Here is a 21,596-nt window from a genome sequence, read left to right on the forward strand (position 1 = left end):
GACCATAGCTGAAGGTTTGAATCATGCAATTCTCTGAAAACTGGTTGCGTACCATGGTCAATCCGAAGATGACTTCGGATGAGTTGTCGCACTTGCTGACAATGTCGGGCCTGGAAGTGGAAGAAGTCGAAGCGGTCGCGCCGCCGTTCTCCAACGTGGTGGTCGGCGAAGTGCTGGAAATCGCCAAGCACCCGAACGCCGATCGTCTGAATGTCTGCCAGGTGGACGTCAAGACCGGCACCATTCTCAACATCGTCTGCGGCGCGCCGAACGTGCGTGTCGGCATGAAGGTGCCTTGCGCCATGGCCGGTGCCGTGCTGCCGCCGGGCGCCGATGGCAAGCCCTTCGAGATCAAGGTCGGCCAGCTGCGTGGTGTCGAGTCGCAGGGCATGCTGTGCTCCGCACGCGAACTCAAGCTGTCGGAAGATCATGGTGGCCTGCTGGAACTGCCGGACGATGCGCCGGTCGGTCAGAACTTCCGTGATTACTTCCTGTTGAACGACTTGAAGTTCACCATCAAGCTGACACCGAACAAAGCAGATTGCTTGTCCGTGCTGGGCGTTGCACGCGAAGTGTCGGCACTGACGGACACACCGCTGAAACAACCGACTTTCCAGAAAGTCGCCGTCGGACTCGACGAGAAATTGCCGGTCAAGATTTCCGCTCCGGATCTGTGCGGCCGCTTTGCCGGTCGCGTTATCCGTGGCCTGAATGCCAAGGCGGCAACCCCACAATGGATGAAGCAGCGCCTCGAGCGCAGCGGTCAGCGTCCGATTTCGGCGCTGGTGGATATCTCCAACTACGTCATGCTGGAACTCGGTCGTCCGTCGCATGTGTTCGATCTGGACAAGATCCACGGCAGCCTCGATGTGCGCTGGGGGAAGAAGGGCGAGCAGATCAAGCTCCTCAATGGCAATACTGTTGAAGTCGATGAGTGGGTCGGCGTGATCGCTGACGACAAAGAACTCGAATCGCTGGCCGGCATTATGGGCGGCGACGCCACGTCGGTATCGCTTGAGACCACCAACATTTATCTGGAAGCCGCATTCTGGTTCCCGCAAGCGATCCAGGGCCGCGCGCGCCGCTACAACTTCTCGACTGATGCAGCGCATCGTTTCGAACGCGGCGTCGACTTCGCAACCGTGGTGGAGCATATCGAGCGCATCACCGCCTTGCTGATTGAAATCTGCGGTACAGCCGACACCAAGGTCGGTCCGGTCGACGATCAGATCGTCAACCTGCCCAAGCGTGATCCGGTCAAAGTGCGCACCGCACGCGCCACCAAGGTCATCGGTGTGGCTATCACCGACGACATGATCGCCAACATCTTCACACGCCTCGGCCTGCAGTTCACGCAAGAGCCGGGCTTATTTGCGGTGACGCCGCCGTCTTTCCGTTTCGACATCGAAATCGAAGAAGACCTGATCGAAGAAATCGCGCGTGTCTACGGCTTTGAAAACATCCCAGCCTTGCCGCCGGTTGCTGCCAGCGCCATGAAAATCGCGCCGGAAAATATCCGCTCGCTGTTCGATGTCCGCCATCTGCTGGCCGATCTCGACTATCAGGAAGTGGTCAATTTCAGCTTCGTCGAAAGCGCATGGGAAGCCGACTTTGCCGGTAACCAGGCACCGATCAAGCTACTCAACCCTATCGCCAGCCAGATGAATGTGATGCGCTCCTCGCTGATCGCCAGCCTGGTCGCGAACGTACGTTACAACATCAACCGCAAGGCCAACCGCGTGCGCGTGTTTGAAATTGGCGCGGTGTTCCATCGTGATGCGCAAGTGCAGGATGGTCCGCTGGAAGTCGCCGGTTATCATCAACCGAAGCGCGTCGCCGGCCTGGCCTATGGCCCGGTCGCTGAAGAGCAGTGGGGGCAGGATTCCCGCAATGTCGACTTCTTCGATGTCAAAGCAGATCTGGAAGCCTTGTTCGCCCCGCGCGTGCTGCGTTTTGCGCGCGTTGAACATCCTGCACTGCACCCGGGACGTTCCGCTCAGGTTGAGCTGGACGGCAAGAACATCGGCCTGATTGGCGAACTGCATCCACGCCTGCAGCAAAAATACGACCTGCCGCTGGCACCGGTCGTGTTTGAAGTTGACGCCGCGGCGCTGCAGCAACGCGACGTGCCTGCGTATGTCGAAATTTCCAAATTCCCGGCTGTTACACGCGACCTCGCACTGGTCGTCAAACAGGCTGTTCAGGTCCAGGAATTGCGCGATATTTTTGCGGCTGAAAAGCAAGGCAATCCAGCATGCTCGATCATCCAAGCCATTGTTTTATTTGATGAATATCAAGGAAAGGGGCTGGAAAATGACGAAAAAAGCCTTGCTTTCCGATTCACCTTGCAAGATACTCAAAACACACTCCAGGACGACACTGTTGACGCTGCAATGGCCGCTATCGTAGCCGCTGCGACGGGGAAACTTGCCGCCAAATTGCGTGCTTGATAATAAACAAAGCAACAGACAAAGCAATTAGATAAAGAACCGGTAGAGAACAGGCCAACCACCCGTCATGAACAACGTGAATTCAAGTGAATTTCAATCTGTGCTGGATGCCGACTTACAACGTGCCGTACTGGAATCTCAGGTACGCTCGCAAGCGGAAAAAAATCTCCCGACGCTGACCAAGGCCGAGCTTGCCGAACTTTTGTTCGAGCAGGTTGGTCTTAACAAGCGTGAAGCAAAAGACATGGTTGAAACTTTCTTCGATGAAATTCGCAATGCCCTGGAGCGTGGTGAGGCCGTCAAACTTTCCGGCTTCGGCAATTTTCAATTGCGTGACAAGCCGCAGCGTCCTGGCCGCAATCCTAAAACCGGCGAAGAAATTCCTATTACTGCACGCCGTGTCGTCACTTTTCACGCCAGTCAGAAGCTCAAGGAAATGGTTGAGGATTCCACCATCCAGCCGCTCGCTCTCGTTGTGTAATGTAAGCCCCTCGTAACCTTGCCATGAACGAACGCGTCAATAAACCAGCGGTAATCGTCCTGCCGCCGATTCCCGCCAAGCGCTATTTCACTATCGGTGAAGTCAGCGAATTGTGTGGCGTGAAGCCGCATGTACTGCGCTACTGGGAGCAAGAATTCACCCAGTTGAAGCCGGTCAAGCGCCGTGGCAATCGTCGCTACTACCAGCATCATGAAGTGCTGCTGATTCGCCGCATCCGCGAGCTGCTGTACGAACAAGGTTTCACGATCAGTGGCGCGCGCAACAAGCTGGACGGTCATCTCAACGAGGACCATCCGGAAGTCATCGAAGAGATCGAAATCTCGATGGGTGCCGAAGAGATCGAAGCCATGCGTACCGAACTCACCGGCATTCTGGAGTTGCTCAGACCGCGTGCATGAGCTGATGCCGGCCGGTCGATCCCGACCATCGGCACTGCGTCACCATCAATAAGCTGCCGTCGGCAGCTTATTTACGTTTACGGTCAAGATTGCAGTCAAGTCTGTAGCCGGGATCTCGGTCTGAGCAGAAGAGTGGCGGTGTATGTCGCGGGTGGATACGTACATGGCTAAAGACACATAGCGAACTGAATGAGGGTGATTGTTGATGAAAAATAAAGCGGCGAATGATGTGGTCATGTTCTGGCGCGGCATGCATGAGCGCGATCTGTCCGCCGTCGTTGCCATCGCAGAACAGGTGCATCCCGATTATCCCGAATCGCCGGAGGTGTTTGCAGAACGTTTGCGCTTATTTGCCGATGGATGCCGGGTTGCCGTCGACGGTGATGGAGGCGTGCATGGTTACGCCATCACCCATCCCGCCCTGTTGGGACAACCGCCTGCGTTGAATTCCTTGTTGCATGCCTTACCGTCGCAAGCCGATTGCCTTTATCTGCACGACATAGCGCTCACTGACGCCGTGCGGCAGTACGGTTTGGGCGGCAAACTGGTTGAGTTGATCAAGCGGCATGCTCTGACCATTGGGATCGGCCATGCGGCACTGGTGGCCGTGAATGATTCGGACGCCTATTGGCGGCGGCGCGGTTTTTCGGATTACCTCAAGGCCGATACCGCGTTATTGAAGAAAATCGGCACCTACGACCGCGCCGCGCAGTATCTGGTGTTGAACATCGTCGACACGGTTTGATGGGCGAGGTTGATCCGCCAGGTCACCAATAAATCAGCCAATCAGTAGTACGTTACTGCGCTGCCCGGGCCAGCGCCGCCACACGATCCACACGGCGTGTCGACACCAGGATGGAGCCGGTCGCGTTGCGTCGCAGCGCCTCTCGCAACACGGCAGCGCCATCCGCTCCTTGCGGTGTACCGCCCGCCATATAGCCATACGTGAATTGCAATGCGCGTTGATGCTGCAAGAGCACGTCCGCCTGATGCTTGACGAGGCTGTCGCGTACTTGCACGATGTTCGTCAACGTTGGACTCGCCTCAAGCATGGCCGCGATCAGCGGCGCTTCTCCTGCAATGCCGAAATGACGGATTTTTCCTGACTGCACGAGTGACTCCAGCCAGCGTTGCCATTCATCCGTCTGGATTAATGCTTGCACCGGCTCGTGCAAGAACAGAATATCCAGCCAGCCGCGGCGCAGCCGGCGCAAGCTGTCTTCCAGACTCTTTTGCGCATGCGCAAGGCTCCAGTCGACCACGGGTTTGTTCAGCGCCGGCAATGCATTGCCGGCAATCTTGCGCAGCAGGATCTCCGGCACACCGGGGCCGGCGCCGTTCGGCCCATACAGGCCGACCTTGCTGGCGATGGTGATGCGCTGCAGTTCCGTGGAGGGAAGTTCTCCCAGCGATTTTTCCGCCAGACCAAAACCGTAGTAGGGCGAGGTGTCGAAATGGGTGAAGCCGGCATCCAGCGCGGTCGTGAGCAAAGCCTGGCGCTGCTGACTCTTGAACAGGTGATGCAGACTGGCGGTGCCAAAAGACAGGCGGGTGACGTCAAGCGTCGTGCCTGGAATACGGATGGACTGCATGCGCGTGGATCCTGTTGGAGAAGTCGTGAAAGGGCGGGATGACGGGCTTGCAGGCCCGGCTGCGAGGTCTTTACTTGTGGCGGCTAGCGCATCCGCCAGATGCGACGCCAGGCGTGCGGCCAACGCGACCGCAAGGAAGGTAGGATTGGCTTCCCCGGTAGTGGGGAAAACGCTACTCGACGCCACATACAGATTGGCCATGCCGTGTACCCGGCAGTCGCGATCGACCACGCCCATCTGCGGATCGTCATGCATGCGCGTGGTACCGACCTGATGGAAGCCATCGGTGGCTTGTTCCATGATGTGACCGATGCGCAGGTTTTCGGGGCGATGATAATCAATCCGGCCTTTGTTGGAAGCACGTAGCCGGGCATCCAGAATCGCGTGCGCTTTCAGCACCGAGTCGGCGTCGTCGTGCAGATAGCGAAAATCGATCGTCAGGCGTGGCATGCCGTGGGCATCTCGCTCCTGATTCAGGACAACGCGGCTTTCCGGATTCGGGATCTGCTCGGCATGGTAATTGAGCGCATAGGTGCCGCCTTGATTACGCAGCACGAAGCCGGGTTTGCGCACCGGCGACAGATAGCGCAGACGCAAGATGGTGATGATGTCGGTTGCTGCCTGCCATGGCCTGCGCAGAATGTTCATCACATGTGCAGCGTAGCGGTAGGGCGGCGGGCCGACATGGCGCAGGCGGATCGCCTCCGAAATCATGCGTCGTCCGATCGCTGGAATCGACAGGCCGAGAAATACCATCGACAAGGTCGGGTTGCGATGACGCTCGTCATAAAACGGAGGATTGTCGGCGAAGAAAGAGGTATTCAGCAGATGATGCTGACGCTGTGCTTCTGCCGACAAGGTGAAGCGCCGGCGCACATAGGTGCCGGTTTCATCTTCGGAGAAATCGAGATCAGAAAAGTCGTCGGGCTGATTCAGCGCGATGCTGGCGATGCTGCCAAAGATGTGTCCCATGTAATACCGTCCCAACGGGCCACCGATGCCGCCGAACAGCGAAGGATGCATCTGCTGCGTGGCAAGCAGCAGGCGCGTGGTCTCCAGACCACCGCCGGCCAGGACGTAGCGTCGCGCGCGAACGTCGACGCGCATCTGCTTGTGATGGACTTGCAACGCACTGATTTGCTGCTCTCTGTCATCCAGGCTGAGACCGGTAACGGTCGCGTCGAAGAGGACGTGGATGTTCGGCGACGCCATGACACGCGGGCCAAGTCGCGACACCAGCTTGGGTTGTCTGGCCCAGCGTTCGAGTTGCGACAGCTCGATGTCATCCATGTCCGGCCAGCGTTCAGGCTGCTTGCGGAATTCGGCTTTGCCGCAATCGAGATAGTCGGCTGCCTTGGCGTACCACGGTGCAATGTCTTCCAGCGCAAACGGCCAGCCGGAATGCGGGACGTAATTGCGTGCTTCAAAATCGATCGCTTCAAACGGGACGCAGCGGCCACCCCATAACCACGAGCTGCCGCCCAATGCGCGGTTGGATGCCAGCTCCATGGGCGAGTGGGCTTTTTCGTCGAGCACCGTGGCGCGCGACCAGTCCTGCGTCGCGGAATTATGTTCGGCGCCGCCGGATTCCAGCATCAGCACTTGCAGCCCGCGTGCCTCTGCCTCCAGCGCAAGCGCCAGTCCTACCGGTCCGGTGCCGACAATGCAGATGTCGACGATTTGATCGGCCTGCAAGGCCGTCAGCATCACCATAGAATCCCTGAGCGTAAGTGTTTCTTATTTTTTGCCGAGAATGAAATTCTTCAGCCGCGCCATCTGCCATTGGCGCAGATAACGCCGGAATTCCCTGTTCTCGTAGCGAGGCAGCCGGCGCAGCGCCGACCAGAAGTAACTGAAAATCATCAGCAGGCCGCCGATGACGACCGGTTTTTCGCGCATGCGGTTGATGCCGGTAGCAATGGCATACAGGGGGTGATATCCCATGTACCAGTTGCCGCGGCCCCAGCGCAGACGGCCTTCGTAGATATGCTTGTCCGATGAACCCATGATACGGTGATGCCATAGCCATGCCTTCGGATCGTAGTAGCAAAAGGTCTTCCAGCCTTTCATCCAGGCCGTATGCACGTCGATCCCGTCCCACGACAAATGCTGGACGAAGCCGCCGATGTCTTCAAAGGCAGTGCGTTTGTAAAGCTTGAACTGACCCGCGACCTGTTCGTCGATGTGGCTCTCTTCGATGTACTGGCCGTCTTCGTGGCGATAGACCTTGCCCGACACGGCGGCCAGCTTCGGATCTTCGTCGAGTTTCTGGAACATGTGCTCCAGATAGAGCGGGCCAAAGGACATGTCGCCATCGAGTTTGGCGATGTACTGGTAGTCCTTGTTTTCAATATGTTCAACGCCGAAATTGAATGCCGCGATGACGCCGCCACCCAATTTGCGGAAACCGCGGTTCTGGCGGGGCACCAGGCGAATGAAATGGTATTTTTCTGCATATTCACGCACGATGTCCGGCGTGGTGTCGGCCGAGCCGTCGTCGACAAGAATCCACTCGACCGGACGGCAGGTTTGGGCCACTATGGAATCCATGGTCAGGCGCAGATACTTGGACTCATCGCGCACAGGCGAAATAATCACCAACGGAACGATACGCGGATTGACGGCAGGTGGGGCTTCCACCGGTTCCAGCGGCTGTTGCTGATCTCCTTGCATGACGCCTTCCTTATGCTTATCTTGTGAGATGTAAATTGGATTGAGATCACGGTCAGATTTGCCTATGCTGTCCGATCCCCGCGGTCAAATCAAGAATTAATCTGAAAACTCCTGTCAAACAACGAGTGTTCGCTCAATAATATTGTTAAAATGATATCAAATTAATGGCGAACGTAATTCGATTAAATTGACTTTTATCTAATTTTTACGCTGGAACGGATGCCAAAACAGACCGTATTCCCCACGTCCCATCTGTTCGGACTCGATATCTGCGCTGCGAGTTTCAATCAGGCCGCGCATCAGTTGATGGTGCTCGCCGAGCGACGCGAAGGGCCTCCTGCGATTGTCGTCACGCCGAACGTTGATCACGTCGTCCGGCTGGATGCCGACGCCCAGTTTCGTGCGCTCTACGTTCAGGCCGACTATATCTTTGCCGACGGCATGCCGCTGGTGTGGGCCAGCCGTATGAGCGAGGCGCCGTTGCCGGAACGCGTGACCGGTTCCGATCTGTTTGTCGAACTGGCGCGTTCGGCGGCGAAGCAGCAATTGCCGGTATTTGTTATCGGCGGCATGCCGGGTCAGGAAGAAATGCTGACCGCAGCATTTGCGCGTGTCTATCCGGGTTTGCAGGTTGAGATCTATTGCCCGTCGATGAAGTTTGACCCCACCGGTGCAGAAGGGCTGGAAGCGCTGCGTCGCGTCAATGCCTGCAAACCAGGCTTGGTGTTCGTCTGCCTCGGGATGCCCAAACAAGAGCGCTGGTCGTTCGCGCATCAAGACAAGATGCAGGCCGGCGTGGTGATGTGCGTCGGCGCCGCCATGGAGTTTGCGCTCGGCTTCAAGTCGCGTGCGCCGCTATGGATGCAGAAGGCCGGGCTGGAATGGTTTTGGCGGCTCGCATCAGAACCGCGCCGCCTGTGGCGCAGATACATCGTTCAAGGTTCGAAATTCGCCGGTTTGCTGCACCGAGAACGGAAGGTGCAACGTACAATCAAACTCAACAAGAGGACAGGGAGCGGCCATTGAGCTTTTACGCTGACAAACGCAACCATCACACTACCTTGCTCGGGCTTGCCGTCGGCGCAGCCTATGCCTTTACGATTATTCTGACGCTGGAAGTCTGTATCGCCGTGTATCAGTGGGCGGCGTTTTCCACATTCAATTTTGTGGCGGCGATCGCAGGTGTGGTCGGCTTCGCCGTTTTCAGTGATCCGCGTCGTTATGCGGTCGACAATTCGTCGATGATGGTGCATTACTTCGGCACGATCGTACGGCTGTGGATAGGCACTTTCTTTGTCGTCGTCCTGTCGTTATATCTGACCAAATCCGGCGAAGATTTCTCTCGCGTGGTGATGACGATGTGGCTTGCGGCCACGCCTTTTACTTTGGCGTTGACCTCCTTCCTGTGCCGCCGCTGGGCATTGCGCTTATACAGCGCCAAGGGCGAGCGGCGCACGGCTGTATTCGTCGGTTTCAGCGAAGATGCACAACGCTTGTCGGAGTCGTTTCAGACGTCGAAAATGCTTGGCATTACCCCTTTGGGTTTCTTCGATAACCGGCAGGGAACCCAACGTGTCGGCTCCGAGCTGCCTCGCTTGGGCAGCTTGATGGATGCCATCACCTGGATCGAACACAATCCTGTCGACGTCGTCTTCGTCGGGCTGGTGCATGCCCGCTATAGCGATATTGCACCGGTAGTGGATGCTTTGCACGACTCCGTAGCGTCGGTCTATTTTGTGCCGGAATCAAAAATGTTCGGCCTTGGCCACATGCAATATGGCGAGATCGCCGGTACGCCGGTGCTGGTGGCTTACGAGACGCCGTTCATCGGCGTGACGCGCCTGCTCAAGCGATTTGTTGATGTGATCCTGTCTTTCATCATTTTGCTGTTGCTCAGTCCGGTGTTGTTCATCATCGCAATGGGTGTGAAGCTGTCGTCGCCGGGCCCGATCGTGTTTCGCCAGATGCGTTACGGCGTCGGTGGTCAGCGTATAGTGGTGTCCAAATTCCGCTCCATGCGTAACGATCCGCTGCCCCAGGAAAACGGCGAGGTCAAGCAGGCAACCGTCGGCGACGCACGCGTGACTCCATTCGGGCGTTTCTTGCGCAAGACTTCGCTGGACGAGCTACCGCAGTTTTTCAACGTACTCGAAGGCTCAATGAGCATCGTCGGTCCGCGTCCGCACGCGGTTCAGCATAACGAGCTGTATCGCAAGCAAGTCAAGGGATACATGCTGCGGCACAAGGTCAAACCAGGCATCACCGGTTGGGCGCAGGTAAACGGTTTGCGCGGCGAAACCGATACGCTCGACAAGATGCAGCGCCGTATTGAGTACGATCTCTATTACATCCGCCACTGGTCGCTGGCGCTGGATTTTAAAATCATTTTGCGTACCGTGCTGGTGGTATTAAAAGACCGCAATGCATATTGACGTTATTGACGTTGCCGGGCCGACTATCGGCTATCTCGACCCTTTCCACCATGGCGCATGAAGTCACCCGACATCTGCTGAGTGAACTGGCGCCGGATATCGCCGGCCGCTTTGCTGCGGGCACGGCGGTGCGCGTCCACACTTCCTTCGAGCACGCTGAAAGGCGTTGGCGAGCGGCGCAGATGGCATGTGCCGCATACGGTTTCCAGGCCTATGACTGGCTGGCCACCTGGCAGCGAGAATTGGGCGCACGGCAAGGCTGGGAAGTCTGCATTGTTGAACTGAGCGATACCGATGATCGCACCTTGATGCTGTTGCCTCTGGGGCGTCAGCGCAAAAATGGAATTCGCTTCGCAGGTTTTCTCGGCGGTGAGATCACCGACTATCACGCACCGTTGCTGCATCCCGATTTTGACACATCCGCTTTTGCTGCATTATGGCCGGTCATCATGCGCCTGTTGGGTGGCGTTGATGTCTTTCGCGCCCGGCGCATGCCGCAGCATATCGAAGGCATCACCAATCCCTTGGCGGCACTGCCGGGCATGCGCCATACCGAGCAGGCGCATGCGGCGACGTTGACGTCGACTTATGCTGAATTCCAGAAGGTGCGCAGCGCCAAGATGTTTGCTGACACGCGTCGCCAATTGCGGCGTCTCAATGAACTTGGAACGGTGAAATTGCTGATCGATGCGCCGCCGGAACAACGTGCCGCCGTTATCACCGGTATGGCACAACAAAAAGCCCGGCGCTGGCACGAGACCGGCAGCCGCGATTTGTTTGCCGAACCGGGTTATCTGGATTTTTATCAGCAGCTTGCGGCGCAGGGTTTATCCGGTGGCGAGATTGTCGTATCGGCTTTGTATGTCGACGACAAGCTGGTCGCGACGCATTGGGGCATGCGCTATGGCAGCCGCTTCTACTGGCTGATGCCGGGATATCAGGATGGCGAATGGGCACGCTATTCGGTAGGGCGTATCTTGCTTGATGCCGTGGTTCAGTACTGCATCGCCGAAGAGCTGGCGGTGTTCGATCTGACAGTGGGCGATGAGGGCTACAAGATGCAATGGGCCGATCATATGCTGCCGTTATATGCAGGGCAGCAAGGCTATAGCCTGCGCGGCAAGATCGTAGTGGCGTTGAGCGATACCTATCAACAACTGCGTGCGTGGGCGCGCAACAATGAGCGTCTGCGCAACCTGGTCAGACGTCTGCGCGGGCAGCGTCCCGGTTCCGCTTCTAACGCTGCCTCGAATTCAACTTCGAATTCGACTCCCAATAATCAATAGCCGCATTCACCGGCAATACCTTGCAGCCTGCCGCCAGCGCGGCAGCGATGGCATGTTCCAGACGATCCGGCGTATAGCCGAAACGGCTCGGCGGACTTTCCACATCGTGCGTATTGACGATCAGCCAGCCTTTGTTGCGGGCGGTGCGTTGCAGTAGCGTTTCGTAATTTTCAGCATCCACCGGCAGGTCGTACAGGCGATGTGTCTTGAGCGCGTTCAGGTCGGCGACATGTTCATGTGTACCGCCGCCGGTGACGCGGCTGGAGCGAAAACGCCTGCTGCAAATGCGCTTGGCGTTGTAGGCGTAGGCGCCGAACGGATAAGCGAAATTCAGTGCCCCGATATCTACGCCCAGTTCGGCGAGGAAGGCCGCATTGCGATCCAGTTCTGCCTCCAGCGCATCGGCGCTGAGATTGTCGCAACGGATGTGTGAGTAGCTGTGGCAACCCAGTTCGTGGCCGTTGGCCAGCAAGGTTTGCAGATGTTCCCGGCTATGGCAGGGCTTGCCTTCTTCCATGCCGCCGGTCAGACCGCCGGCAACGTAGAACGTGCCGCGTACACCATTGTGCTCAAGTGCGTGTGCACCTGCTTCACATGCCGAGGCGGGGGCGTCGTCAAAGGTAAAGCTGACCACACCGGCTTCCGCCTCCAACGGCAACAAATTGCGGAAGGCATGCTGGGACAGTCGGCGACTGATGCGCAAGGCAAGTTTGGAAGCAGAATCGGACATGAGTGTTTTCCGGCAGCGACGGCGATGATGTCAACGCGTCAATCAGTTGTCGACCACGTGCGCGCCAAAACGGCGGCGCCAACGCAAGAACGGCTTTTCCACAAAATTATAAGACGCTATGGCAAACACAAATGATAGCAGCACCGCCGTCAGCGCAAAAAACGGGAAGGTTTGCCAGCCGATGCGCTGCGGCCCGATGCTGCCGGGGCCCCACCATATCTCCGCCAGCACGATGGCAATCGGGTGATACAGATACAGCGAATACGACCAGCCGCCGACGCGGCGCAAGGGTTTGGTTTCCAGTAGTCGGGTCAAGGGCGTGACTGACCTCGTGAAGCAGATTGCCGTCATCAGCGGCATCAATGCCAGGCCTTGCAGGGAGTAGCGCAGCGTGTCGCGAAAACCCGGATGCCGCACCACAAAACACGCCAGCAGCAGGATCAGACAAACCAGTTGTACCAACCTGCTGGCTGAAAAACGCCGCCAGTGTTTTTGCGTATCGTTGGCCAGAATCAGCGCCAGCCACGCACCATACAGAATCGAATCGATGCGCGTATCGGTGGCCATGTAAATGTAATCGCTGCTGCCGCCATGGCGATGCACTATTACGCGCCACACCAGTACCAGGATGACACTACCCGCCAGCACCCACGAGAAGCGGCGCAGGTTGGCAGTCCCCGCCAGCAGCGCCACGCAGATAAAAGGGAAGACCAGATAGTATTGCTCCTCCACCGCCAGCGACCACAAGATGCTGAAGGGATCGAAGCCATCGCGGCCCTGCCCGAAGTGCACGAATATGCCGTAGTAATTGGCATAGTAGAACAAGGCGGAAAATACCTTGCCCCAACCCATGATGCCGCCTGCTGCACTGAATACCAATGCCGCCAGAGCGACTGCGACCACGAGTGCAGGGTATAAGCGGAAAAGGCGCCGGACATAGAATCGACCGACGGCGATGCGGCCATTTTGTGCATGTTCAGCCAGCAGCAATCGGGTGATCAGCAATCCGCTGATGAAGAAAAATACGGTCACGCCAAAGCCGCCGGGTATCGCCGTGCTGAAGCCCAGATGCGCTATCAGCACCAGTAGCACTGCGCAAGCGCGCAGACCGTCGAGGCCGGGAATGTAGTCGAATGATGGCCGCGCGCTCGCCGTCGGGTTCGTGTTAATGCTTGTCTCCATAGTTGGGCTCGTGCTCATCGCAGATCCTCAATTTGTTGACGCGCGCGGTTGTAGCCTTGCTGATTGTCGAAGTTGAACGGCCCGGTGACATTGTCGAAAGTGTAGTTCAGACTGACTTGTACGGTGCTGCGCCGATAGTCGATGTTGCCGCCCGATTTGGAGGTGGTTTGCTCGCGCATCGCATCAACGCGCAGGGCCAGCCGGCGCGTGATGTCGTAATCGTAGCGGAAGCCCAGGCGCAACAACTGATCGTCGCCGCTGGTCGGCGTGCTGATTTGAGATGTCGCAAAGTTTTGTGACTTTTGCGATTCCAGCGAGGCCAGCAGCGATACGCGTGTTTTTGGCGTGGCCTGCCATACCGCGCGGCCCTGGATGCCGCGGGTAATCACGTAGAGACGGCTGTCGGCTTCATCATTGGCTTGCGGGCGATCCCAGATGCGCCCGTAGAAAGTCGTCTTGGCCGAATAGTGCCAGTCGATTCCCAGTTCGCCCGAGACCAGACGGCTGTCGCGATTGGGCAGCGTGTTGAAGTGGCGTGCGATCGAGCCGATATGGGCGATGAAGACGGTGTTCTCGGTATAGCGCCAGGCCACATCGGTAAAGAACTCGGTATCCGTATAGCCTGAGTCGAAGTCGGCGATGTCTTGCGCTGTCCTGTTGGGAAATCCGACCCGGTTGCGGCGTACGCCCGCCGACAGCGTCGACTTGGTGCCTGCCGTGTAGCGGATCGCCGCCTGAATGGCGTTGCTGTTCATGTTGTACATCTCGACCCGGCCAGGAATCATGTAGCTCAGGGTTTGCTGCGTCCAGGTCAATGGCACGTCGAAGCGGTTGGTGACGCGATAGGCGACCTCGACATTGTCTTCGCGGATATGCGGAAACTCCGGCTCGACGTTGGAGATGCCTCGCGGCGGCGTCGTGGTGCTCGGCGCAATTTCGCCGCCGAAATAGTTGTACAGGCGATCGTCGGTGCGATGGCGTATGCGTCCGCGCAGCAGGTCGCTGAATTCCCAGTTGTAGATCCCTTCAAATTGCTTCTTGGCCTGGTTCAGGTTGTAGGGGCCGTTGCCGTTGAGATCGGTGTAGTTGCCGAACGTACTGCCATAGTGCATCTGCGACACTGACGCAGTCAGCTGCAGATTGGTTCGCTCCGTCGGCAGCGGCAAGAACAGCGCGCCGCGAATATCCGTCGACCAGGCCGAGTCTGAAGTCTTCAGCTTGTTGTCGCTGTTGCTGGGAAACATGAATGGGTTATCGATGCGATACCAGCTTACGCCGCTTTGTAGCGCGTATTCGGCTGTGGCATGCGCCGGGGCAGACATCAGCGACAGTGACATGCCGAGCGCCGCGCAAGCCGTCATGCCGAAACGTGTCAGCGCGGATTGCCGGAGCGTTATACCTGCCGATTGCATGATTTTATTCATCGGCGATGACCTCGTACCAAGGGCTGGCCTGCGCGATGTCAGCCTGGATATGGATAGTGGCTACACCGTTATTAAGGCTGGCGCGGTTGCCATCGAGCGCAGCCAGGCGTTTTCCGTTGCCGTCCAGCGGATAGACGCTGATGCGCCTGGCTTGCGTGCGCAGGCTGATGCGCGCCTCATTGCGTTCCATCCAGACGGGGCCTTCCACATCGCGCGGGCCGGACGGCTTGTTGTTCATGCCGGCATCTTGCTCCAGCGTCCACCATTTGGCGTCGCTCTTGTAGCGGATCAATTCTTTCGGACGCGGCGGCACGGATCCTGGTTGGTTGCCGGTGACTGCGCTTGAGGCCGAGATCAGAATTTGCCGCGACGAGGCCAGAGGACGATTATCCAGGGCCGTCAGCAGCACGCCGGTAAAGCCGCGGCTCTTGCCTAGCAACTCGATGGCCGCATTGTCGTCGCCGACACGGCGCTTCATCAGAAAGCCGAAGAAGCCGCGTGCCTGTGGCGTGCGCAGCTGAATAGTGCGCTGTTGCGCTTCAAATTCGAATTCACCATTGGCCGCCCGCAACGGCGCTGTCGGCGGTGTTTGCTTGTCGAGCTTGCCGGCGCCGGTCAGATCCATGCCAAGACGGGCTTGTGTCGCCAGTTCCGGTGTGACGCCGTAGCGCACTGACAGATGTGTCTCGAAGGCGCTTGGATCACGCACGGCCGCGACTGCCGCACGCGCTTCCGCACTGAACGGAATCACGGTCTGTTTCGGCAGTGTCCCGACCAGTCCATTGCGAAACAGCATGGCGCTTTGTCCTGTGGCGGCATATTTGCCCCAGTCGCCGCTGAGCGTAAAGGCAGAGGGAGTGATAGCCCAGTTGTCGCCATCGAGATAGTCAAAAAAGAACAGGCCGTCCCAATCCTGCGCGGCGCCGATGGCGGCCATCAGCGGCTGAATCTCGCTGCTTTGCTTGTTGGGGAAGGGTTGATTGTATTCGCTGACGACGAAGGGTTTGCGGATGTCGCGGCGCAAAGACAGGGCCAGCAAGCGGTTCAGTTCGCCATCGCTGGCCGAGCTGTTGTGGATGCGCCAGTCGTTGCGATCCCAGGCGGGGCCGGGAAAGTCGGGATGGTCGATATAAAAGTGTTCATCGATGTAATCCATCTGGGCCTGCGAATCGAAATTGAGCACGCCGCCGTAACCCATCTGCGTACCGGTGACCGGCACCAGCGTATCGGTTTCACTTTGCACGACCTGGCGCAGGCGATTGAAGTAAGCGCGGTCGGTATCCGCCAGGAACAGCAAAAAGTCACGTACGCGCAGCGCTGCGCCGGAAGTATTAGGTGTGCCGGGATCGGCCGGGCCCAATACCTTTTCAGTCAGCGATTTGAACTTGCCATCAAGGCGGTCGCGCCATTGGCCGATTTGCGAGGCGTCGGTCGGTGTCAGCAGCGGTACGACAGAGTTGGCCGAGACACAGGTATTCCAGGTCGCACAAGCTTTGGCGGTCGAGCCGTAGCGCTTGATCAGCCATTCTTGCCATTGCTTGCGCAGTTCGGCCTCGTAAGCCTTGGGAACGGCGTCGCTCCATTCGCGGCGTTGCCAGGCAGCCAGCAGCGACGATTCGTTGTTGATTTCCACCATTGCCAGCGCGGCGTTGTTGCGCAAGCCGAGCGCGCGGATCAACTGGCGCGCGTATTCTTCCTGCAGTGCCACCATGCGCGGGTAATAGACGTGAGTCGGCGCACCGAGCTGTGTCGCTTCGGCCTTGCCGTCCAGCGGCGGCAATTGGTCGATAGCGGGACGGAACCGGTAGCCGACATGCAGGTTGAGGTTCACGTAAATACCTTGCTGCTTCAGCGCATTGATGAAGTTGCGCAGGCGGCTCACCGCCACCGGATTGAATGTCGGATAAGGCCCCGGCGTCAGCAGGCTGCGCGGTGGATTGTCCTGGGTGCCGGGACTGCTGTCCATGTGATGCAGGCGCACAGCATTGATGCCCAGCTTGCGCAGGCGTTGCGCCAGACGCACCGCATCCGCATCGTTAGGGAAATTGGTGGCGAAGCTCAGGTTGATGCCGTACAGGCGCACACGCGTGTCGTCGGCGGTGTTCGGGCGATTGTCGGGGCCGACGCGGTAGAAATGGCCGTTGCGTACGAAGATGCGCGATCCGGCGTCCAGCGGCTGGTTCATGGCGGAGCGATCGGGTGCACCGCTCAATTTGTCTTCATCGATCGCGAAATTGAAATACGCGATGCCGTTGTCGCCGAGGGTGAAGGCGGTCGGTGTCGTCTGCGCGGCGATCGGTAACGACAGCACCGACAGCGACAAATAACCCGCCGCCAGCGTGAGGGTGCGCAGAGGCGTGGCCTTGCTCATGGTGCGACTCCACGTGACAGATTGTCGGGTTGCAGATTCTGTTCGGTTTGCTTTACCAGCGCGGTTTGCTCCATGCGATGCAAGGTCAGCCGCGCAGAAATCGCCGTCGAGGAATAGATGAAGAAAATATTCTGGAACAGCACACCGCGAAACACTTCGCTCTCCGAGAGATTGCTGATCAGAATCAGAATCAGCATGGCCCAGTGGATGGCAGCCTCTTCACGGTCAATACGCGTGAGCTTGATCAGGTTGCGGATGTGGAAAACAAACACGCCGGCCATGATGACCAGACCCACGATCCCGAGCTCGTTGAGGATATCGAGGTAGCCGTTATGTGCCTGCAGCGGAATCCAGTGCAGCGCATTGATGATCATCTGTGACGGGCTGCCTTCGCCCAGCCAGAATGCGCCGTAACCGATGCCGAATACCGGATGGCGCTGCACCTCCAGCAACACCAGGCGCCAGATGTCGGTACGGCCGGTGAGGTCGGTGCTCTTGTTGAACAGCGCGCCGAAGGGAGCGAACAGCTCGTTCCATTCAGGCAGGCGACCGTTGACGACGTAGAAGATGTGGAAGCCGAGCAGGAGGATGACCGCAAGACTGATCGTCAGCCGACGGCCGTCGAATTCGCCGGTCAGATAACGGCGGCGGATCAGCAGATAAATGCCGGTACCCAGCGTGGCCACCAGAATCGCCGTACTGCTTTTGGCCATCACCAGCATGAACAGACTGAACAGGATCCCGAAATAGCAGATTGAACGCGGGAAAGTGGTTCCCAGACTTTCCTTGATCCACAACACCACACACAAGCCGGAGATCGCGCCCAGCGTATTCTTTTGCGTCAGGATGCCGCGCCAGGCTCCGCCCAGTTCGTAGTCCACGCCGATGCGCGGCAGTACCAGCGAGACCACAAACGAACATGCCATCAAGGTCATCAGCGTGCCGAGCATGGTGCGAATCAATTGATGCTTGCCGCCGATTGGCGGCGAGATCGCGATGCCTACCAGCGTCAGACCGATCAGCTGGACGCTGCGCTTGAGTGTGACCACAGGATAGGGCGACCACAAAATCGTCATCAGGCAGTACAGGATGATGGCGATCAACAGCGGGTTGAGATGCAGCACATGGCGCAGGCTCCAGCCGCGATTGCGCCACGCCAGCCAGGCACCGATCAGAAACACCGAGCCGAACTCCATCTGAAAGATCAGCGAGCCTTCGGCATAGCTGCCTTGCGGATCGGTATTGCCCCAGTTGAAGCCCGGTGGCAGCAACGAGAAGGTCATGCTCATGACGATCAGCAGGCGCACGAGAAACGGATCGATCTTGCCGGCAATCGACGATTGTTCCTGTGGTTCCTGCAGTCCCTGTGTGGGACGCGCTGCGTCCAATTGGTCAGTTGCCGTATTCATGATAACGATGGCCCGCGAGGGCGCTTAATTTGCCGCACTGCGCCAGCGTAGTACGCAGCCAGCGGATCGACATGAGCCGGGAAAAAGGAAGTGCCGCCAATGTCACACCGGCAGCAATCAGCAGTTGCGCCAGTGCACGCAGGCCCAGCTGAGTCGCACGCGCGAGGCGTTGCATGCCATGCAGGCGGGCGATTTCCGACAAGACGTAGGTCTGCCCGAGCCGGTAAGAGCGACGCAGCAGCCAGTTCAGGTTGGCGCGTTGAGCCGGGACTTCCTCGCTGACGGTGGCTTCGTCGCACCAGACGAACTTGGCGCCGTGCGTCAACATGTCGCGAAACAGCATGGTGTCTTCCGCACCGGTGCGGCCAAAGGCGGCATCGAAAGGGCCCGGAACGGCCATCAACTTGCTGCGCCGGATCAATACGTTACCGGTGCGGGCGTCTTTGGTCGTGATGACGGTGCCGGTGGCGAAGCGGCGGCGATTAAAGAAATCACCGCTGCGTATCCATGCCGGCGTGTCGTCGCGGTAACGCGGCAGCACGGGGGCAAATACCGCGTCGGCGTCGTACAGGCGTTGCGTGGCGACCATGTGGCGGATCCAGTCAGGATCGGGTGCTTCGTCGTCATCGATGAACAGCACCCATTCTCCCTGCGCCGTATGCACGGCCGCGTTGCGCGCCTTGGCGATGTTGGGCGTGCTTTCATGCCGGGCATGCAACGGCATGGGGAAGTGCGCCTGCCAGTCGCGCAGGACGGAGGCTGCCGAACCGGCCGGGTCGTTGTCCACCACCACGACTTCGATGCGCAGGGCATCGCAGGACTGTTCCGTTAACGCAGCCAGCAACTGATCCAGCAGTTCCGGACGGCGGAAGGTGCAGATGCAGATGCTGATATCGATGGGGGCGCTCATGTTTGCCGGCGCCTTAACATGGGGAGGAAGACTGCCCAGATCAGCAGCAGGTCGAAGACTTCCACGATGATCAGCGAAAGGATTGCGCCCCAGGTGCCATACAAGGGGATGAATACTGCTGCGGAAATCAGCATGATGACCAGGCAGGCGATGCCGCTTAACAGCAGCAGTTTGTATTGGTCATTGCTGGTCAGCCAGGAAGAGCCGATCCAGCGTGCCGCATTGATGGCGAAGTAGCCGCCCCAGGCCAGCACCATCGGTTCCAGTCCGTGATATTTGGCGCCCAGCACGTGAGCTTGCAACCATGGCAGGGCCAGCCAGAGTGCGATCACGTAGACGATCGTGACGATTTCGATACCGGCAACCGAGGCCCAGGCGAGGCGATCCAGATGTTTCCAGTCCCGTGCCGCAAACAGACGGCTGACCATCGGCCGCGCTACGCGTGACCACGCCAGCACCGACAGTGAGATCGGCATCAGCAGCAGGCGCGAGGCGTTCAGATCGGCCGAAGCCGCAACGCCGAGTACGGCCGCCGCCAGATACAGGTAACTGTAATTGGTGGCCCACGCCACCAACGCACCCGGCAAGGCCCAGCGTCCGCGCTGCATGACTTCGCTGACGGCGGCGCGGTACTCTGTTTTTTCTTCAGCAGGCATGATGGCTGGGGAGGAGGGCGACGTCCATTCGTGGTCAGTGCTGCGCCACATGCCGACGATGTTCGCCAGGCCAAGCACCAGCAGGATCGCCGGTACGGTCAGGTAACCAACCAGCAATAGGACGCCGACGCCGACCACCACACCGAGGGCATAGGCGATATCGGTATGCAGCACGCGGCGAGGACGGGCTTCGATGAAACTGATGCTGCGATGGTATTCGCGTTGGGCGTTGGCCAGAATGTAGATGGCGAAGGCAGCACCGAGCCAGACCGGATGGGTGTCGATGTTGGTGATGCTTGCCACGACACCGCTGCCGACGCCGAACAAGACCGCGAGGCCAATGCTGAGCTGCCATTGAAAACGTAGCAGCAGCGTCGTCAGGCGCGCCCGTTCGGCAACCGATTTGCCGGGGGCGATGGTGGTCAGCGGTCCGGTGATCAGCGCTTCGATGACGGTGGAGGCAAAGATGCCGGCGACATACATCTGCGAATAGACACCATAGGATTCCTTGGTGGCCAGACGGATCAGCACCAGCCCCAGCGCAAAGTTGAGCCCGCTCAGCAGAGCCTGGTCGAGCAGAGACGCCAGCGAATGCGTGAGCAGCTTCTTGCTGCTGACGCCGCCTACCTGTTGAGTGGGCTGCTCAGCCATTTGCGCAGACGGTGCCATAGTTTCTTGCCCTTGCCTTCGAGCTGGTCGAACTTGTCTTCTTCGGCGAATTGGTTGTAGACCGTGCCGATGATTTGCGCCCCTGCGGTCTTCATTTGCGCTTCTGTCTGACGCAGGTCGTCAAGGCGGGAGTGGTGCTGTCGCGCCACCAGCAGGCACATGCCGACCTGTTGCGAAATGGTCTGCGCATCGGACGAGGTTTGCGCCGCCGGCGTGTCGACAATGAACACATCGAAGTCATTGGCCAGTTGCAGCATCAGCTTGCTCAGCGCCGGTTGCAGCAGGATTTCCAGTGGATTCGGCGGCTTGGGGCCGGCGTTGAGAATATGCAGATGCGGAAAACCTTCGGCCAGGCCGCCGGCGGAGATCTCGGTACGGCCGGCCAGCATGGTCGACAAGCCGGTTTTGTTCTCGACGCCGAACAAGAGATGTTGTTTTGGTGAGCGCATGTCCGCATCAATCAGCAGGGTGCGCTTGCCCATTTGCGAAAAGGCCAGGGCGAGACTAGCGGCCAGATAAGACTTGCCTTCGCCTTCTGCAGTGCTGACGATGGCCAGCGAAATCTTTTCCTGATCGCTCAGGCGAATCGACAGCTCGGCGCGAATCTGGCGGATTGCCTCTGCTTCCATGCCGAATGGCGCCAATGCAATGTCAAGCGACTTGTCCAAGCCTTCCGTCGATACCAGCGCGGTCGCGTAGTTGAACTGTTCGGACAGTACCGCCTGCACGTTTTGCTCGGTCAGCAGGCCGAGGCGCACGGCAGCTTCGCCGAAGCGGATGTTGGCCGAGTTTTGCAGCTCGACGACGCGCGCGACCTGTGCCTCGGTCAGCAGGCCCGCTTCCACGAAGCGGGAGCCCATCTTGTCGGCAGTTGCGGCGCTGGTCGATGTCGTTTCAGTTGCCATGGTCATT

Annotated in this window: 17 protein-coding genes; 7 read left to right on the plus strand and 10 right to left on the minus strand. The window is 58.6% G+C overall.

Going from position 1 to position 21,596, the window contains the following annotated elements; genetic code table 11:
- Window positions 1-23: 23 nt before the first annotated feature.
- From pheT to hmeg3_RS07790, 4 genes are all read left to right on the plus strand, one after another.
- Window positions 24-2,450: a phenylalanine--tRNA ligase subunit beta gene (gene pheT / locus hmeg3_RS07775; protein WP_094563230.1), complete on the plus strand. Its 2,427-nt coding sequence runs from the start codon at window positions 24-26 to the stop codon at window positions 2,448-2,450.
- A 67-nt stretch (window positions 2,451-2,517) separates the two neighbouring features.
- Window positions 2,518-2,931, plus strand: coding sequence for an integration host factor subunit alpha (locus hmeg3_RS07780; protein WP_094563231.1), 414 nt, complete (start codon window positions 2,518-2,520; stop codon window positions 2,929-2,931).
- A 23-nt stretch (window positions 2,932-2,954) separates the two neighbouring features.
- Entirely contained in the window at window positions 2,955-3,350 is a 396-nt protein-coding gene (locus tag hmeg3_RS07785; protein WP_094563232.1) for a MerR family transcriptional regulator, read from the plus strand.
- A gap of 205 nt (window positions 3,351-3,555) precedes the next feature.
- Window positions 3,556-4,095 carry a GNAT family N-acetyltransferase gene (locus hmeg3_RS07790; RefSeq protein ID WP_198361806.1) on the plus strand — a complete coding sequence of 180 codons (540 nt, stop codon included), beginning with the start codon at window positions 3,556-3,558 and terminating at the stop codon, window positions 4,093-4,095.
- 52 nt (window positions 4,096-4,147) lie between these two features.
- On the opposite strand, the gene hmeg3_RS07795 is transcribed toward hmeg3_RS07790, so the two are convergent.
- Window positions 4,148-6,655 carry an aldo/keto reductase gene (locus hmeg3_RS07795; protein WP_094563233.1) on the minus strand — a complete coding sequence of 836 codons (2,508 nt, stop codon included), beginning with the start codon at window positions 6,653-6,655 and terminating at the stop codon, window positions 4,148-4,150.
- 24 nt (window positions 6,656-6,679) lie between these two features.
- Complete coding sequence (locus hmeg3_RS07800) at window positions 6,680-7,615, minus strand: glycosyltransferase family 2 protein (RefSeq protein WP_094563234.1); 936 nt, start codon at window positions 7,613-7,615, stop codon at window positions 6,680-6,682.
- A 219-nt stretch (window positions 7,616-7,834) separates the two neighbouring features.
- On the opposite strand from hmeg3_RS07800, the gene hmeg3_RS07805 reads away from it, so the two are divergent.
- Genes hmeg3_RS07805 through hmeg3_RS07815 form a run of 3 tightly spaced genes read left to right on the plus strand, consistent with a single transcriptional unit; the run spans window position 7,835 to window position 11,333 of the window.
- On the plus strand, window positions 7,835-8,641 hold the full coding sequence (locus tag hmeg3_RS07805) for a WecB/TagA/CpsF family glycosyltransferase (RefSeq protein ID WP_094563235.1): 807 nt from the start codon (window positions 7,835-7,837) through the stop codon (window positions 8,639-8,641).
- On the plus strand, window positions 8,638-10,047 hold the full coding sequence (locus hmeg3_RS07810) for an undecaprenyl-phosphate glucose phosphotransferase (protein WP_094563236.1): 1,410 nt from the start codon (window positions 8,638-8,640) through the stop codon (window positions 10,045-10,047). Before hmeg3_RS07805 ends, hmeg3_RS07810 begins: the two co-directional genes overlap by 4 nt.
- Complete coding sequence (locus hmeg3_RS07815) at window positions 10,044-11,333, plus strand: GNAT family N-acetyltransferase (RefSeq protein ID WP_232511919.1); 1,290 nt, start codon at window positions 10,044-10,046, stop codon at window positions 11,331-11,333. The genes hmeg3_RS07810 and hmeg3_RS07815 overlap by 4 nt, the downstream gene beginning before the upstream one ends.
- On the opposite strand, the gene hmeg3_RS07820 is transcribed toward hmeg3_RS07815, so the two are convergent.
- From hmeg3_RS07820 to hmeg3_RS07855, 8 genes are read right to left on the minus strand one after another with little or no spacing between them, the layout of a single operon-like run.
- The gene (locus tag hmeg3_RS07820) at window positions 11,284-12,063 is read right to left on the minus strand and encodes a polysaccharide deacetylase family protein (protein ID WP_094563238.1); all 780 of its coding nucleotides are present in this window, start codon (window positions 12,061-12,063) and stop codon (window positions 11,284-11,286) included. The two genes, hmeg3_RS07815 and hmeg3_RS07820, sit on opposite strands and share 50 nt — an antisense overlap.
- Before the next feature lie 42 nt (window positions 12,064-12,105).
- Window positions 12,106-13,245, minus strand: coding sequence for an acyltransferase (locus tag hmeg3_RS07825; RefSeq protein WP_232511920.1), 1,140 nt, complete (start codon window positions 13,243-13,245; stop codon window positions 12,106-12,108).
- Between the two features lie 14 nt (window positions 13,246-13,259).
- Window positions 13,260-14,669: a hypothetical protein gene (locus tag hmeg3_RS07830; protein ID WP_232511921.1), complete on the minus strand. Its 1,410-nt coding sequence runs from the start codon at window positions 14,667-14,669 to the stop codon at window positions 13,260-13,262.
- Complete coding sequence (locus tag hmeg3_RS07835; RefSeq protein WP_094563240.1) at window positions 14,662-17,040, minus strand: cellulase family glycosylhydrolase; 2,379 nt, start codon at window positions 17,038-17,040, stop codon at window positions 14,662-14,664. The genes hmeg3_RS07830 and hmeg3_RS07835 overlap by 8 nt, the downstream gene beginning before the upstream one ends.
- Complete coding sequence (locus hmeg3_RS07840) at window positions 17,037-18,449, minus strand: O-antigen ligase (RefSeq protein WP_094563241.1); 1,413 nt, start codon at window positions 18,447-18,449, stop codon at window positions 17,037-17,039. The genes hmeg3_RS07835 and hmeg3_RS07840 overlap by 4 nt, the downstream gene beginning before the upstream one ends.
- On the minus strand, window positions 18,433-19,359 hold the full coding sequence (locus hmeg3_RS07845) for a glycosyltransferase family 2 protein (RefSeq protein WP_094563242.1): 927 nt from the start codon (window positions 19,357-19,359) through the stop codon (window positions 18,433-18,435). Before hmeg3_RS07845 ends, hmeg3_RS07840 begins: the two co-directional genes overlap by 17 nt.
- Window positions 19,356-20,684 (minus strand): lipopolysaccharide biosynthesis protein, encoded by a 1,329-nt coding sequence (locus tag hmeg3_RS07850; protein ID WP_094563243.1) that lies wholly within the window; start codon window positions 20,682-20,684, stop codon window positions 19,356-19,358. The genes hmeg3_RS07845 and hmeg3_RS07850 overlap by 4 nt, the downstream gene beginning before the upstream one ends.
- On the minus strand, window positions 20,639-21,595 hold the full coding sequence (locus hmeg3_RS07855) for a polysaccharide biosynthesis tyrosine autokinase (protein ID WP_094563244.1): 957 nt from the start codon (window positions 21,593-21,595) through the stop codon (window positions 20,639-20,641). The genes hmeg3_RS07850 and hmeg3_RS07855 overlap by 46 nt, the downstream gene beginning before the upstream one ends.
- Window position 21,596: the final 1 nt, after the last annotated feature.

Origin of the sequence: Herbaspirillum sp. meg3 (assembly GCF_002257565.1) — a bacterium.
Classification (GTDB): Bacteria; Pseudomonadota; Gammaproteobacteria; order Burkholderiales; family Burkholderiaceae_D; genus Herbaspirillum.